This is a genomic window from Flavonifractor sp. An10 (assembly GCF_002161215.1).
GTDB classification, from domain to species: Bacteria; Bacillota; Clostridia; order Oscillospirales; family Oscillospiraceae; genus Flavonifractor; species Flavonifractor avistercoris.
The window spans coordinates 353,169-367,854 of sequence record NZ_NFMB01000001.1; the positions used below are offsets into that span (position 1 = coordinate 353,169).

Sequence of the window (14,686 nt, forward strand, 5' to 3'; positions counted from 1 at the left end):
ATCGAAACCGAAGACGCAAACCAAAAGGGAGCACCGGGAAATCCCGGTGCTCCCTTCAGCCTGTCGAAAAAGTCTTTTCGACAGGCTGCTGAACTTTTTGAAACTTCAAAAAAGTTTCAAAAAGTTGTTTGATCCAACGTGAAAGGGAACCCTGACGGTTCCCTTTCACACTATCCTTCCCTCCGAATCCTTTAGCCGGAGGGGTTATCGACAGCCAGAAGGGAGCACCGGGCTTGGCCCGGTGCTCCCTTTTATCTTTATACTGCCTGTCAGGAACTCTGCGCGGCCCTGGCCCGTCCCCGCCTGCGCCGGCGGCGGGTGCCCCGGCAGGGGAGGGGCTTGCCGCTCCACGCCGCCTGATACTCCCGCTCCAGCTCCTCGGTGACCGGTGGGAGGGCAAGGCGGCCCCGCCACTGGCCGTCCTCCAGCCGGGAGAGGGTCAGCCGACGGAGGAAGCGGCCGTGCTCCGGGCAGCGGAAGCGGCCGTAGTACCGCTGACCCAGGGGGCCGTACCACTCCTGCACCCACAGCGTCCGCCCGCACAGGGGGCAGGCGGCCCGCCGGGCCGTGCGGGAGCTGAGGGCCGCCCGGGCGGAGGGGAAGGGGCCCACCCGTGTCCTGGGCTGGGGCTGGAAGGCCAGCCGGGAGAGGGCGGGCAGCTTCCGCGCCGCCGCCTTGGACGGCTGCCAGAGCAGATCCTCCTCCGTCAGCCACCGGGAGAGCACTGCGGTGTACACCGCGTCGTACAGGGCGTTGTGGAAGGAGAAGCAGTCCGGAATGCCGCAGTACTCCACCGCCCGCCACAGGGCCACCTGCCGGCCCTCCGCCCCCGCCGCATGGCCGAAGGCCCGCTGGAGGTCATACACCTGGCCCAGGTCGGGACAGGGGAGGCCCCAGTGGGCGCAGTTGCGGGCCAGGGTGTCCGCGTCCCCGCCGCCCCAGGAGGCAAAGACGGTCTCGTCCCCGATCCACGCCGTGAAGGCGGCCAGGGCGGCGGGAAAATCCAGATTCGAGGCCCGGCACTCCGCCAGCTCCGGCAGGGCCTTCGCGCCGGGATCGAAGCTCTTGTGGACGGCGGGGCGGATGTAGGCGTTGAAGGTGTCGTCGATGGGTGCCCCCAGCCCCGCCAGGCGCACCGCGCCGATCTGCAGGATCTCGTCCAGGGGCTTGCCGTCGTAGCCCCGGTTCCACTCAAAATCCAGGATAATCATGGCTGCCCTCCCTCTGCGCCCGGGGGGCAGGGCTCCAGCCCGGCCCGGAAGGAGATGCGGCGGGGGGTGCTCATGTCGTCAAACTGCACCACGTGGGCTCCCTTGTCCCAGTCCACGTCCACCACCGTCCCCACACCGAACACGAAGTGCTTCACCCGCTGGCCGGGCGGGAAGGCCGCCGTGTGCTCGTCCTCCGGCAGGCGGCGCTGGCTGCTGTCGATGTAGGCCCGCGCCTCCCGGATCAGGCCCTCCCGGGGCTCCCGCACATAGGACAGGTGCTCCGGCCCGATATCCAACAGGAAGCGGGAGGGGTACCAGGGGGAGCCGTCGAAGCGGCGGCCCTCCGCCCCGGACAGGTACAGGCCCTGCTCCGCCCGGGTGAGGGCCACGAAGGCCAGCCGCCGCTCCTCCTCCATGGCCGGGCGGGTGCGCACCTTCCGGGAGGGGAACACCCCCTCGTTCATGCCGCACAGGAACACGTGGGGGAACTCCAGACCCTTGGCGGCATGGACGGTCATCAGCTTCACCCGGTCGCCGGCCTCCCCCGTGTCCGCGTTGGTGAACAGGGCCACATGGGCCAGGTAGTGCTCCAGGGTGCTCTCCTCGCCGCAGGTGGTCTCGTACTCATGAACCGACTGCTTCAGCTCCGCCAGGTTGTCCAGCCGCTCCTGGCTGCCCTCGGTGCGCAGCATCCGCTCATAGCCGCTCTCGTTGAGCAGGGCGGCGAGCACCTCCGACACCGGCCGGCCCTCGTACCCGGCGGAGAAGGCCTCCACCAGGGACACAAAACCCCGGGCCCCGGTGCCCTTGAACAGGGGGCCGTCCAGGCTGTCCGTCAGGGCCTGGTACAGGGAGCAGCCGTGGGCCTGGGCGTACTCCTGGAGAAAGGCCATCCGCCGCTTCCCCAGGTTCCGCCGGGGCACGTTGGCCACCCGGCGGAAGGACAGATCGTCCCGGTAGGCGATCATCCGCAGGTAGCACAGGGCGTCCTTGATCTCGGCGCGCTGAAAGAACTGCACCCCGCTGTAGATGGTGTAGGGGATCTTCTCCCGCAGCAGAGCCTCCTCCACCGACCGGCTCACATAGTGGGCCCGGTAGAGGACGGCCATGTCCCGCCAGGGCAGGCCGCCCTGGTGGAGCCGCAGCATCTCCGACGCCATCCAGTCCGCCTCCGCCGCCTGGTTTTCCGCCAGGCAGCAGGTCACCGGCGCCCCGTGGGGGAGGGTGGGTACCAGCTCCTTTTGGATGCGCTGCTCATTCTTATCAATCAGGGCGTTGGCCGCCGCCAGGATCTCCGGGGTGGAGCGGTAGTTGTCCATCATCAGGATGGTGCGGGTGCCGGGGAAGTGCCTGTCAAAGTCCAGCAGGTACTTTACGTCGGCGCCCCGCCAAGTGTAGATGGTCTGGTCGGGATCGCCCACCACGAACAGGTTCTTGTGGTAGCCGCACAGCACCTCCATCAGCTGGTACTGGAGCTGGTCGATGTCCTGGAACTCGTCGATCATGATGTACTCCAGCCGCTGCTGCCATTTCAGCCGGATGTCGGCGTGCTCCTGGAAGATGTACAGGGAGAACTTGATGAGGTCGTTGTAGTCCAGGCCGAAGCACTTCTTTTCCTGGTAAAGGTAGCCGTAGAAGATGATGTCCGCAGGGGAGGAGGCCCGGTCGTACTTCTCCTTCAGAATGTCCAGAGGCATGGCGATCATGTCCCGGTAGTAGTCCGGCTCCTGGAACAGCTTGCGGATCTCAATCATGTCCCGGGCGTCGGCAAAGGTCATGTCCCGCAGGGTAAGGCCCCGCTCCTCATAGATGATCTGGAGCATGTCGTTGATGTCGGCGTTGTCCAGCACCAGGAAGCTCTTGGGGTACTGCACCGCGTGGCTGTCCTCCTGGAGGATGGAGACGCAGAAGCCGTGGAAGGTGTTGACATAGCCGGTGTCGTCGTCCCCGGTCAGGTTGTGGATGCGCTGGCGCATCTCGTTGGCCGACTTGTTGGTGAAGGTGACGCACAGGATGTTGCCCGGCAGGATGCCCAGCCCCTCCACCAGGAAGGCGAAGCGGCGGGCCAAGGCTCTGGTCTTGCCGGAGCCCGCCCCGGCGATCACCCGCACAAAGCCCTCGGTGGTGGTCACCGCCTCCCGCTGGGCCTGGTTGAGCCCCTCCAGCAAATCCGACATCACAGCACCTCCTGCTCGAACATACGTTTTCCCCTATTATAGCAGACCGGGCCGCCCATCTCAACCCCGGGACGAAAAAAGGGCCGGACACCCTGTGTCCGGCCCTTGAAAGCCTTCTGCTGTTTACTTGCCCAGCTGCTTGGCGATCTCTTCGGCGAAGTTCGGCCCCGTCCGGCTCCCGCCGTCCGGGGGCCCCGGATTTCATTTCAGCCGGGGCGGAGTGAATCCGCCCCGGCGCAAGGTTTTGCCTCCGGCAAAACGCTTGCACGCGGTAGGGTGTATCCGGGTTGCACGTGTGCTTGGAATTTTGCGCGAAAATTTTGTTAGGCAACAAATTTCCGCGCAGGAATCCTGACGGATTTCAAGCGGGAATTTGGCAGCATGACGAAACTTTTCGCCAAAAGGACGAGCATACATACAGCCCGGATGCACCCTCAAGGCACGGCCCGCCTCCCGGCGAGAGCAGGAGAACGCCGAAGCATGGAAAAGGGCCGGACACCTTGTGTCCGGCCCTCGGTAGCTTTCTGCTGTTTACTTGCCCAGCTGCTTGGCGATCTCTTCCGCAAAGTTCTCCTGCTTCTTCTCGATGCCCTCGCCCTTCTCGAAGCGGACGGCGTCCTTGAAGGTGATGGTGCCGCCCAGAGCCTTGGCGGAGGTCTCGATATACTTGGCCACGTCCATGGAGTTGTCCTTCACGAACTCCTGCTGGAGCAGGCAGTTCTCCTTGTAGAACTTGCCCAGCTTGCCGGCCACAATGCCCTCCTTGACCTTTTCGGGCTTGGAGGCCATCTTGGGATCGTTGGCCATCTGCACCAGCATGATCTTCTTCTCCTCGTCCAGGGTGGCCTGATCCACCTGGCTCTTGTCCCAGAAGCGGGGGTTCAGGGCGGCGATCTGCATGGCCACGTCCTTACCCACGGCCTCCACCTGCTCGGCGGACAGGCTGGTCTCCAGGTTCACCAGCACGCCGATCTTGCCGCCGGCGTGGACATAGGCCACGGAAACGCCGTCGGTGTAGAAGGCGAAGCGGCGAACCTTGATGTTCTCGCCGATGACCAGAACCATCTCCTGCTGCTCCTCCTGCACGGTGCGGCCGTTGCCGAAGGGCAGAGCCATCAGGGCGTCCAGATCAGCGGGCTTCTCCTTGGCGACCACGGCGGCCACGCCCTTGACGAAGTCCACGAACTTCTCGTTCTTGCCCACGAAGTCGGTCTCGGCGTTGACCTCGACCACCACGCCCACGCCGTCGATGACGGCGGCATAGGCCATGCCCTCGGCGGCGATGCGGCCGGCCTTCTTCTGAGAGGCGGCCAGGCCCTTCTCGCGGAGGATCTCCACGGCCTTGTCCATATCGCCCTCGGCCTCGGTGAGGGCCTTCTTGCAGTCCATCATGCCCACGCCGGTCATCTCGCGCAGGGCCTGTACGTCTTTCGCGGTGATTGCCATAATCACATTACCTCCATCTCAAAGTTAAAAAAGGAGCGCCTCGCCCGCGCGGGCGGGCGCTCCATGGTTTCACAGTTCAGCGTCGATTACTCGGCGGCGGGCTCCTCGGCCTTCTCAGCGGCGGCCTCGGCGGCATCCTGGCCCTGCTTGCCCTCCTGGATGGCGTTGGCCATCACACCGGAGATCAGCTTGATGGCGCGGATGGCGTCGTCGTTGCCGGGGATGACATAGTCGATCTCGTCGGGATCGCAGTTGGTGTCCACGATGGCCACGATGGGGATGTGCAGCTTGCGGGCCTCGTTGATGGCGTTGCGCTCCTTGCGGGGGTCAACCACGAACAGCGCGCCGGGGAGCTTCTTCATCTCCACAACGCCGCCCAGGTACTTCTCCAGCTTGGCGATCTCGCCCAGGTGCTTCATGACTTCCTTCTTGGGCAGCATGTCGAAGGTGCCGTCCTCCTGCATCTTCTTCAGCTGGTTCAGACGATCCACACGGCCGCGCATGGTCTTGAAGTTGGTGAGCATGCCGCCCAGCCAGCGGGCGTTGACGTAGTAGCCGCCGCAGCGGGTGGCCTCCTCCTTGATGGCCTCCTGAGCCTGCTTCTTGGTGCCCACGAAGAGCAGGGTCTGGCCGGACTCGCCCAGAGAGCGGACGAAGTTGTAGGCCTCCTCCAGCTTCTTCACGGTCTTCTGCAGGTCGATGATATAGATGCCGTTACGCTCGGTATAGATATAGGTGGCCATCTTGGGGTTCCAGCGGCGGGTCTGGTGGCCGAAGTGGACGCCCGCCTCGAGAAGCTGCTTCATAGATACGACTGCCATGGATAATTTCCTCCTTTATTTGTTGATTCCTCCACCCGGTTCCTCCAGGGCCGGCCAACCTCCCATTGATGGAAAGCACCTGGCCCCCTGTCCCGCGGGTGTGCGTAATCACATGCTCTAGTATTCTACCACAGTGTTCTCCCTTTTGCAAGGATTTTTTCCAATCCAAAAGGAAAAAATCCGGGAAAAAGGGGAGGCCCGGATATCATCCGGGCCTCCCATGGGGAATGGGGCGCTGATCAAGGGGTGTCGGCATGGGCCGGTTCCGCGGGGGCGGAGGTGGAGATGGGCGGCGTACCGGTGTGTATCTCCTTATCCTGGTCGATCCGCCAGTATTCGTTGACCTCGTCCCAATAGTCGGAGTTGGAGAAGTGGGAGGACGAGAAGGAGAAGTATACGGTCTCCCCAATATGATCCAGGCCGTCGTACACCTTACTGTTGTCCCCCACAAAGACAATGTCGTAAATCTGGGATACGTCAATGGGGTGCTCCAGGGCCAGGCGCACGTGCTCCGAGCGGAAGTAGACCCGCCCCTCCTCACCGGGCTCCTCGGAGATGTCCCGCTGGTCAAGGGAGAGCTGGAACTCCCCATCCACCCGGGTGCCGTCCAGGAGCAGGATATAGGCCTCCCAGGGGCCGTGCTCAGCCAGGGCCGCCTCATAGGCCGCCTCGTCCGGAATGATCAGGTCAAAGGTCACCGAGATGGGGGAGATGGTGAGATCGTCCACCGTCGCCAGCGTCACGCCCCCCAGGTTGACCCCGCACCGGCCCCGGAAGTCGTAATGGGTGCCCGTACCGGCCAGGGGGATGACCAGGTCGATGTCCATGCCATCCAGCACAGCAGTCACCTCCCCTTCATGATACACACACAGGGACTGTATCCCCGAAAACAGGCAGTATACGTCGTCCTCCGGCATGGGCTCCACATGCACACGGTAGATAAATTCCATTTTGTTGTCTGTGGGGTCGCTGTCCTCCACATAGTCAATCCTGTAACCCATGCTGTTATGGCTGACAACGCTGGTGCAGTTCTCGTCCGCATAGAGCCCGTAGCCGATACCTCTGCCGTCCGGCCCGCCCCAGAGGATGGCGCGGGTGAGGCCCTCCTCCCTCTGGTCGGGCTCGGGCAGCATCGTCCCCTCCGGCGCGGCAAACTCCACCAGGATATAGATCTGTTCCTGATCCGCCGCCACTTCCTTCACGGTGACGGTGGCGCCGGAGCCATTCTTGTCCTCGAACACCTGGTTCAGGTGCACAACCCCCAGGTTCTGCACCTGCTCCTCGCTGGTGATGCCGAACAGCTCCCGGAAGGCCGGGGACACCCCGGCCAGGGAGGCCGCCCCGGCGGCCCCGACCAGCAGGGACACCGCCGCCACCACGGCCACCAGCCCCCGATAGGGCAGGCGCATCCGCCGCTTCTCCGCCGCGGGCCGCCCCGCCGCCAGGCGGCGCGCCAGCTCCGCCTTTTCCTCTCTGGAAAAGCCCAGCTTCTCCAGCTCATCCCGATAGCCTGCCATAGCCCTGTCCCTCCAGTTCTGCTTTCAGATGCCTCCGTGCCCGGCTCATGCGGGCCCGCACCGCCTCCGGCCGAATGTTCAGCAGGGCGGCGATCTCGCCCGTGTCATAGCCCAGGTAGTAGTAGAGCACCAGCACCTCCCGGTACTTGGCGGGCAGCTTCTGAACCTCCTCCAGCACGCCGCCCTCCTCCGGCTGGAACGCGGCGGGCTCCGCCACCTGCTCCAGCCCCACCGTCCGGGTGCGCCAGGGGCTGCGGCGCAGGTTCTTGCAGGTATTCACTGCCACCCGCACCAGCCATGCCGCCTCGTGCTCCGGGCTCTCAAAGACGCCGGGGTGCTCCAGCCGCTTGAGCAGCACCTCCTGGCACACGTCCTGGGCGTCGGGCACCGAATTCAAAATGGAATAGGCCAGCCGCAGCAGCTTGTCGGAATAGAGCTCCACCAGCCGCTCCGCCAGGGCCTCCTTGTCTGGCTCCGCCATGGGCGCCCTCCTCTCTGTCCGGTTTGGAACGCGTTCACCTAACATACACACCAGGGGGGAGAAATGTGACAAAAAACGGAAAAGAAAATTGCCGCCCTGAAAACAGGGCGGCACAGGCTGTCGAAAAACATCCCGCGAAGGAGCGCCTCGCAGAGTTCCTGCGGCCGCAGCCGCAGGAATCAAATCAAAATCCGTCATTTCCGGGGACAGGCGCCTCGGAAATGACACTTCTCATGGTGGAAGGGGTGACTTTTTCGCAAGAAAACGAACCCCTTCCACCATGCAATCTTTCTCGAAAAAGCGGCAAAGCCGCTTTTTCGACACTCTTTGCCGCCCTGAAAACAGGGCGGCAAAGAATCGTTATTGGGCCAGGTAGTCCTCCCACCAGGCCACGCAGGACTGCCAGGCGGCGGTGTTCTCCGCCGTCTGGGCCCGGGGGGTGAGGCCCAGTTCCCCGGTCAGGAAGCCCCCCAGCCAGGCGGAAAAGACGGCCGCGCCGTCCTGGTTCAGGTGGCCCCCGTCGTAGAGGTGGAGGGTGGGCACCAGGCCGATCTCCTCAAACATGGCGCTCCAGTCGTAAAATTCCACCGACGGCTCGATGGCGTGGACGTCCTCCGCCAGGGAGGCGTAGGCCTCCGGCGTGCAGCGGGTGTAGCTGGGGTTGACGGTGAGAATCAGCCGAATGTCCTTTTCCCGGCACAGGCCGATGACCTTCTCCAGCCAGAACAGGTTGTTGGCGTAGTCCTCCCCGCTCACCTGCCGGTCGGCCACGTAGGGGGCCTCGCCCACCCCCTCCAGCACCTCGTTCATGGGGGTGAAGCCCTTTTTCTCGTCCCATTGGTGGGGGAAGAGGGCCTTTTTCACATCGGCCCGTCCCAGCTCCTGCCAGCGGCCGTGGTAGAAGTACAAATCGAAGAGCAGACCCAGCCGCAGCTCCGGCTCGGCGGCGGTGAAAACGGCCCCCAGCTTGTTGAGGGAGAAGGGCATGGGGACGATGTTGGTCTGGGTGTAGTTCTGATAGCGCTTGAAGTAGAGGGAGGTGGCCTCCAGCACCACCGCCTCCGGGGACTGGGTGCGCAGGATCTCCCGCAGGTACCAGTAGGTGATGGACAGGGGCTGCTCCGAGCCGCCCATGACGTACCCGGTGAGGCCGGAGTGCTCGTACACAATGGAGGGGTTGATGTCGCAGTAGGCAAAGGAGCTGCCCAGGTAGATCACGTCCAGGCTGTCCTCCGGCTCGGCCAGGAAGGCGCTCCAGGTGGAGCCGTAGCTGGTCTGGGCCGGCCGCAGCACGGCGGCGGCGAAGTGGAGCAGCAGGGCCGTCACCAGCAGGAAGGCTATGGCAAAGAGCAGCTCCCGCCTCCGCCGGGGGCGTTTCGCCGCCGGCGCGGGGTTCGGATGGGATTCCACAGGGTACCGCCTCCTTTCCTAAAAGCTGAAGCCGTAGAGGAAGGACTGGGCGTCGTAGCCCGTCCCGTAGCTGCCGAAGATCAGGCAGGCAAAGAGCAGCACCCACAGCACCGCCCACCGCCCCGGCCGGGGCAGGGCCAGGTATCCGCCGGTGAGGCTGTGGTTCACGCTGCGGAGATCCACCAGCAGCAGAAGCAGCAGCCCCGCCGCCACCGCCAGCAGATCCCACCGGTTGAGGCCCATGCTCAGGGGCACCCACAGGGGGCCGCGGAGTATGCCCCCCAGCACCGCCAGGGCGCCCTCCAGGGTGCTGGCCTTGAAGAACACCCAGGCGATGGTGGCCAGCACGAAGGTGCAGCCCACCTGCACCAGCCGCCGCACCTTGCCCTCCGGGCTGACATGCAGGGCGGCCCACGCCCGGTCACGCAGGGGCTGGGTCAGGGCCCCCGCCACCTGGTAGAGGCCGTTGAGCACCCCCCACACCACGAAGGTCATGGCCGCCCCGTGCCACAGCCCGCTGACGGCGAACACAATGAGCACGTTGACGTACTTCCGCGCCGTCCCCCGGCGGGAGCCCCCCAGGGGGATGTACAGGTAGTCCCGGAACCAGGAGGACAGGGAGATGTGCCACCGCCGCCAGAACTCCGCGATAGAGCGGGAGAAGTAGGGGGTGCGGAAGTTCTCCATCAGGGTGAAGCCCATGGCCCCCGCCGTGCCCAGGGCCATGTCGGAGTAGGCGGAGAAGTCGCAGTAGATCTGGAGGGAGAAGGCCACAGCCGCCCCCGCCAGCTGCACCGCGCCGTAGGACTCCGGCGCGGCGAACACGGTGTTCACCAGCACCGCCAGCTGGTCGGCCAGCACCATCTTCTTGAAGGCGCCCCACAAAAATCGGAACAGGCCCGCCCGGAAGGCGTCCCACTGGAAGGGGTGGGGCCGGTCGAACTGGGGCAGGAGCTGATCGGCCCGGGCGATGGGGCCGGACACCACCTGGGGGAAGAAGGAGAGGAAGAGGGCGTACCGCAGGAAGTCCCGCTGGGCCTCCGCCTTCCCCCGGTAGACGTCGATGACGTAGCCCATGGCCTGAAACAGGTAGAAGGAGATGCCCACTGGCAGCACCAGCTCCAGCACGGGCATGGAGACGGTGAGCCCCAGCAGACCCAGGGCCTGTCCCGCCAGGGAGAGGGCGAAGTTCACATACTTAAATAAAAAGAGCAGCACCCCCAGCACCGCCAGGCACAGGGCCAGCACGCCCTTTTTCCGCCGCCCCGCCAGCAGGCGGCCCGTGAGGTAGGAGGCCGCGATGACGAAGAGGAGCAGGGAGAGGTACACCGGCCTGGCCCACAGGTAGAAGAACCAGCTGGCCAGCAGCAGCCACAGGTTCTTCACCCGCCGGGGCAGACAGAAGTACCCCAGCGCCGTGATGGGGAAGAAGCAGAAGAAGGGGAGGGAGAGGAAGGTCAAACCCGGATCACCGTCCTTGCACTTGGAGTGGAAGAGGGCAGGTACAGCGCAGAGCCCCCCGAAAAAACGGGGAGCTCTGCGGAAGCGTGGTCTGTTATTCGCCGCCCAGCTGGGCGCTCATGGCCTGGTCGAAGTGCTCGTTGATCTGCTTGGTGAACTCCACGGCGGCGTTGTAGCCCATCTTCTTGTGGCGGTTGTTCATGGCCGCCACCTCGATGATCACCGCCAGGTTGCGGCCCGGCCGCACCGGGACGGTGAGGGAGGGCACCTGGATGTCCAGAATGGTGGTGTACAGGTTCTCCAGGCCCAGCCGGTCGTACATGGTGCCGTCCTTCCAGGGCTCCAGGTTGATGACCATGTCGATCTCCGCCTCGTCCTTGACGGCGCTCATGCCGAACAGGCGGCACACGTCGATGACGCCGATGCCCCGCAGCTCGATATAGTGGCGGATCAGCTCCGGCGCGGTGCCCACCAGCCGGTCGGTGACGTTGCGCTTGATCTCCACCGCGTCGTCGGCGATCAGGCGGTGGCCCCGCTTGACCAACTCGATGGCGGTTTCGCTCTTGCCCACGCCGGACTCGCCCAGCAGGAGCACGCCCTCGCCGTATACCTCCACCAGCACCCCGTGGCGGGTGATGCGGGGGGCCAGGTAGGACTTGAGGGCGGCGATGATGTTGCTCATGAGCACGGAGGTGGTGTCCTGGCTGCGCAGCACCGTCCGGTCATACTTGTCCGCCATCTCCATGCACTCGGGGTAGGGGTCGATGCCCCGGGAGATGATCAGGGCCGGGATGTCCTGGGACAAGAGCTGCTCAAAGCTGACCCGCCGCTGCTCCGCCGTCAGGCCGGACAGGAAGGTGTCCTCCACCCGGCCGATGACCTGGAGCCGGTCGGGATCGAAGTAGTCGAAAAAGCCGGTGAGCTGGAGCCCCGGGCGGTTCACGTTCTCGGTGCGGATGGGCCGGTCTTCATATCCGGCGGCGCCCCGCAGCACCTCCAGGCGGAACTCACGGATCAATTTTCCCAATTTGACGCTGTACAGGCTGTCCACTGGCGCTCCCTCCTTTATTTGGTTTAGTATACCACCACAGCCCGTCCCTTTGCAAGCCGGACGAAAAAAAGTCGGGTTTTGAAAAAAAGTGCTTGCATTTCCCGCCGGGCTCTGTTATTATATCAATCGATGCTTTAGTAAGCGATCCTGACGAGCGAGGAGGTAATAGCGAATGGCCAAATGTGAGTTTTGCGATAAGGGCGTTGTGTTCGGCATCCAGGTTTCCCACTCCCACCGCCGCTCCAACCGCCCTTGGAAGCCCAACGTGAAGCGCGTCAAGGCGATTGTCAACGGCACGCCCAAGCACGTGTACGTGTGCACCAGATGCCTCCGTTCGGGTAAGGTCACCCGCGCTGTGTAATAAAAAAGGATCAGCCGATGCGGCTGATCCTTTTTTGCTGCCTGCGCAGCGGCGCTCGCCCAAAACGCCTCCTGGGGGCCGAACCGCCGCGCCCCTCCGCCGCATAGGATGGGGGAGAAGGGAGGCAGAGCCATGTCCGACCATTCCGGCCCGCTGCCCGGCGTCCTGCTGGAGGGGCGCCCCGCCGCCCGGGCCCTGCTCCGGGGGAGCGACGCCCACCCCGGGCTGCTGGGGGAGATGCTGTTTTACCCCTGGCAGGGGGGCACCCTGGTGCTCACCCGGGCCGTCGGCCTGCCCGGCGACGGCTTTTTTGCCCTGCACATCCACGCCTTCGGCTCCTGCCGCACCGGCGGAGACGTGGCCTATCTGGGGGCCGGCGGCCACTTCAACCCGGCGGGGCGCCGCCACCCCGACCACGCGGGGGATCTGCCCGTGCTGCTGTCCGGCGGCGGCCGGGCCTTCTCGGTGAACTACACCGGCCGCTTCACGCCGGGGCAGGTGGTGGGGCGCTCCGCCGTGCTCCACGCCCTGCCCGACGACTACCGCAGCCAGCCCACCGGCGGCGCCGGGGCGCGTATCGCCTGCGGCGTGATCCGCCCCGCTTGAAAAACTGAAGCCGCGCACCATGGCCGCGGCTCCAGTTTTTTCTTGTCAGGGCTGGGCGGATGTTGTAAAATAGGGATATTCTGAACATCCCGAAAGGAGCATCCCCATGTCACTGCAAGTTGGAGCCAGGGGCCGCGCCCAGTGCGTGGTCACCGAGGAGAACACCGCCGCCGCCGTGGGCAGCGGCCTGCTGCCCGTATTCGCCACCCCCCAGATGATCGCCCTGATGGAGAACGCCGCCGTCAACGCCGTCCAGGCCGGTCTGAACGAGGGGGAGGGCACCGTGGGCACCCACCTGGACGTGAGCCACGACGCCGCCACCCCCGTGGGCATGAAGGTGTGGGCCGAGGCGGAGCTCACCGCCGTGGACGGCCGCAAGCTCACCTTCGCCGTCACCGCCTTTGACGACGCCGGCCCCATCGGCAAGGGCGTCCACCAGCGGTTTGTGATCCAGAACGAGAAGTTCCTGGCCAAAGCCCAGGCCAAGAAGGGGGCGGACTGACATGTCTATTGAGACCGCCCGGGCCTACCTGCGGGAGAAGGGCTTTGAGGATCGCATCCGGGAGTTCGACGTGTCCAGCGCCACGGTGGAGCTGGCCGCCCAGGCCGTGGGGTGTGAGCCTGCCCGCATCGCCAAGACCCTCTCCTTCGCCGTGGACGGCGGCTGCGTGCTCATCGTCTGCGCCGGGGACGCCAAGATCGACAACCCCAAGTTCAAGGCCCAGTTCCACACCAAGGCCACCATGCTCACCCCCGACCAGGTGCTCGCCTACACCGGCCACGCCGTGGGCGGCGTGTGCCCCTTCGGCGTCACCAGCCCGGAGGTCACCACCTACCTGGACGTGTCCCTGAAGCGGTTCGACATCGTCTATCCCGCCGCCGGCAACGCAGCTTCTGCCGTGCGCCTGACCTGCGACGAGCTCTCAGAGCTGTCCAACAGCGCCGGGTGGATCGACGTGTGCAAAAACTGGGCCTAGGGCATGTTTGAAACATGTCAACATGCCCCATCGGCGGGCCTTTTGCCCCCTGGACGGCGCAATTTTTCCTTGAAATCCGTCAGGATTCCTGCGAAAAAATTGCTTGCCAGCGGCCCAAAATCCCTCGCCGCTGGACACATCGCCAATTTTCAAACAAGCCCTGACTGGACAGGAACGGCCTTTTGTCCAGTGACTTTTGCCCGCCGCCGGGTTATACTAGAGGGGAAAAGGAGGGGATGCTCCGTGCGGGAGTTCTTCCACACCATGAAGGTCAGCTTTCTGCTGGCCGCGATCCTCTATGTCATTCTGGGCCTGGTGCTGCTGCTCTGGCCCGGCGTCAGCGCCGTGGTGTTCTGCTACGCCTTCGGCGGCGTGCTGCTGGCCTACGGCGTGGTCACCGTGGTCAGCTTCTTCCTGCGGGACAGCCGGCAGGGCAGCTTTGTCTTTGAGCTGCTGCTGGGCATCATCGCCGCCGCCCTGGGCCTGCTGTTCCTCCTGCGGCCCGCCATCGTGGCTACCATCCTGCCCGTGATCCTGGGCCTGTTCATCGTGGTGGACGGGTTGGTCAACCTGAAGCGGGCCCTGGAGCTGCGCCGCATGGCCTACGTCCGGTGGAACATCCCCCTGTGGCTCTCCGTGGGTTCGGTGGCGCTGGGGGCGTTCATCGTGTTCCAGCCCTTCCTGGCCGCCGAGGCCCTGGTCATGTTCCTGGGCGCCGTGCTGGTCTACGAGGGGGTGTCCGACCTGTGGACCATCTTCCGGGTGACCCAGTGGACCAAGGAGTACCGCAAGACCCACCCGGTGGACGTGGATCCCCTGGATTTCTGAGAGAAAAACCGTGCGCCCCGGAGGCAATCGCCTCCGGGGCGCTGTTTTGTCCGGCGGGACTCCACCTGTGGTTTTCAGGACGGGCGTGTGGACTTCCGTGCTGTAGGGGCGGATATCATCCGCCCGTCCAGGGCACCGCAGTCACAGGCCTGCGGCGCGCGGCGACCCGGCGCGCGTGTCAACCGCCATGCTCCGTCTACGCTGTAGGGGCGTGCATTGCGCGGCCGCTTAAAGAGGGCCCTGGCCGGGCAGGCCTGCTCCGCGGGGGGTACCCCGGCGTGAAACCGTGGAACCCCTCATCCGCCCCAGTGTGCGCACTGGGGCACCTTCCCCCCGGCG

The 14,686-nt window shown here is 64.9% G+C and carries 14 protein-coding genes; 5 read left to right on the forward strand and 9 right to left on the reverse strand.

The genetic code is table 11. From position 1 onward, the window contains the following. Positions 1–269: 269 nt before the first annotated feature. The 9 genes from B5E42_RS01810 to hprK all read right to left on the reverse strand — a co-directional run bounded on the left by B5E42_RS01810 (position 270) and on the right by hprK (position 11,575). Positions 270–1,211: a 3'-5' exonuclease gene (locus B5E42_RS01810; RefSeq protein WP_087236309.1), complete on the reverse strand. Its 942-nt coding sequence runs from the start codon at positions 1,209–1,211 to the stop codon at positions 270–272. Continuing rightward, positions 1,208–3,388 (reverse strand): UvrD-helicase domain-containing protein, encoded by a 2,181-nt coding sequence (locus tag B5E42_RS01815; RefSeq protein WP_087236311.1) that lies wholly within the window; start codon positions 3,386–3,388, stop codon positions 1,208–1,210. The genes B5E42_RS01810 and B5E42_RS01815 overlap by 4 nt, the downstream gene beginning before the upstream one ends. Positions 3,389–3,919: 531 nt before the next feature. Further along, the gene (gene tsf / locus B5E42_RS01820; RefSeq protein ID WP_087236314.1) at positions 3,920–4,834 is read right to left on the reverse strand and encodes a translation elongation factor Ts; all 915 of its coding nucleotides are present in this window, start codon (positions 4,832–4,834) and stop codon (positions 3,920–3,922) included. An 86-nt stretch (positions 4,835–4,920) separates the two neighbouring features. Then, complete coding sequence (gene rpsB, locus B5E42_RS01825) at positions 4,921–5,655, reverse strand: 30S ribosomal protein S2 (protein WP_087236316.1); 735 nt, start codon at positions 5,653–5,655, stop codon at positions 4,921–4,923. 239 nt (positions 5,656–5,894) lie between these two features. Next, positions 5,895–7,172, reverse strand: a complete 1,278-nt coding sequence (locus B5E42_RS01830; protein ID WP_087236318.1) for a DUF4179 domain-containing protein — start codon at positions 7,170–7,172, stop codon at positions 5,895–5,897. Beyond that, complete coding sequence (locus B5E42_RS01835; RefSeq protein ID WP_087236320.1) at positions 7,153–7,653, reverse strand: RNA polymerase sigma factor; 501 nt, start codon at positions 7,651–7,653, stop codon at positions 7,153–7,155. The genes B5E42_RS01830 and B5E42_RS01835 overlap by 20 nt, the downstream gene beginning before the upstream one ends. A gap of 360 nt (positions 7,654–8,013) precedes the next feature. After that, on the reverse strand, positions 8,014–9,063 hold the full coding sequence (locus B5E42_RS01840; RefSeq protein ID WP_087236322.1) for a hypothetical protein: 1,050 nt from the start codon (positions 9,061–9,063) through the stop codon (positions 8,014–8,016). An 18-nt stretch (positions 9,064–9,081) separates the two neighbouring features. After that, on the reverse strand, positions 9,082–10,524 hold the full coding sequence (locus B5E42_RS01845) for an MBOAT family O-acyltransferase (protein ID WP_087236324.1): 1,443 nt from the start codon (positions 10,522–10,524) through the stop codon (positions 9,082–9,084). Between the two features lie 94 nt (positions 10,525–10,618). After that, complete coding sequence (gene hprK, locus B5E42_RS01850) at positions 10,619–11,575, reverse strand: HPr(Ser) kinase/phosphatase (RefSeq protein WP_087236326.1); 957 nt, start codon at positions 11,573–11,575, stop codon at positions 10,619–10,621. A 172-nt stretch (positions 11,576–11,747) separates the two neighbouring features. Here hprK and rpmB point away from each other — a divergent pair, with 172 nt between their 5' ends. From rpmB to B5E42_RS01875, 5 genes are all read left to right on the forward strand, one after another. Further along, positions 11,748–11,936 (forward strand): 50S ribosomal protein L28, encoded by a 189-nt coding sequence (gene rpmB, locus B5E42_RS01855; RefSeq protein ID WP_033116638.1) that lies wholly within the window; start codon positions 11,748–11,750, stop codon positions 11,934–11,936. A gap of 132 nt (positions 11,937–12,068) precedes the next feature. Beyond that, positions 12,069–12,542: a superoxide dismutase family protein gene (locus B5E42_RS01860; RefSeq protein WP_242966980.1), complete on the forward strand. Its 474-nt coding sequence runs from the start codon at positions 12,069–12,071 to the stop codon at positions 12,540–12,542. Positions 12,543–12,648: 106 nt separating this feature from the next. Further along, a complete protein-coding gene (locus B5E42_RS01865; RefSeq protein WP_087236330.1) occupies positions 12,649–13,044 on the forward strand; it encodes a thioesterase family protein in 396 nt (131 codons plus the stop codon). Position 13,045: 1 nt separating this feature from the next. After that, the gene (locus B5E42_RS01870) at positions 13,046–13,519 is read left to right on the forward strand and encodes a YbaK/EbsC family protein (RefSeq protein WP_087236332.1); all 474 of its coding nucleotides are present in this window, start codon (positions 13,046–13,048) and stop codon (positions 13,517–13,519) included. Positions 13,520–13,762: 243 nt separating this feature from the next. Beyond that, complete coding sequence (locus B5E42_RS01875; protein WP_087236334.1) at positions 13,763–14,347, forward strand: DUF308 domain-containing protein; 585 nt, start codon at positions 13,763–13,765, stop codon at positions 14,345–14,347. Positions 14,348–14,686 lie beyond the last annotated feature (339 nt).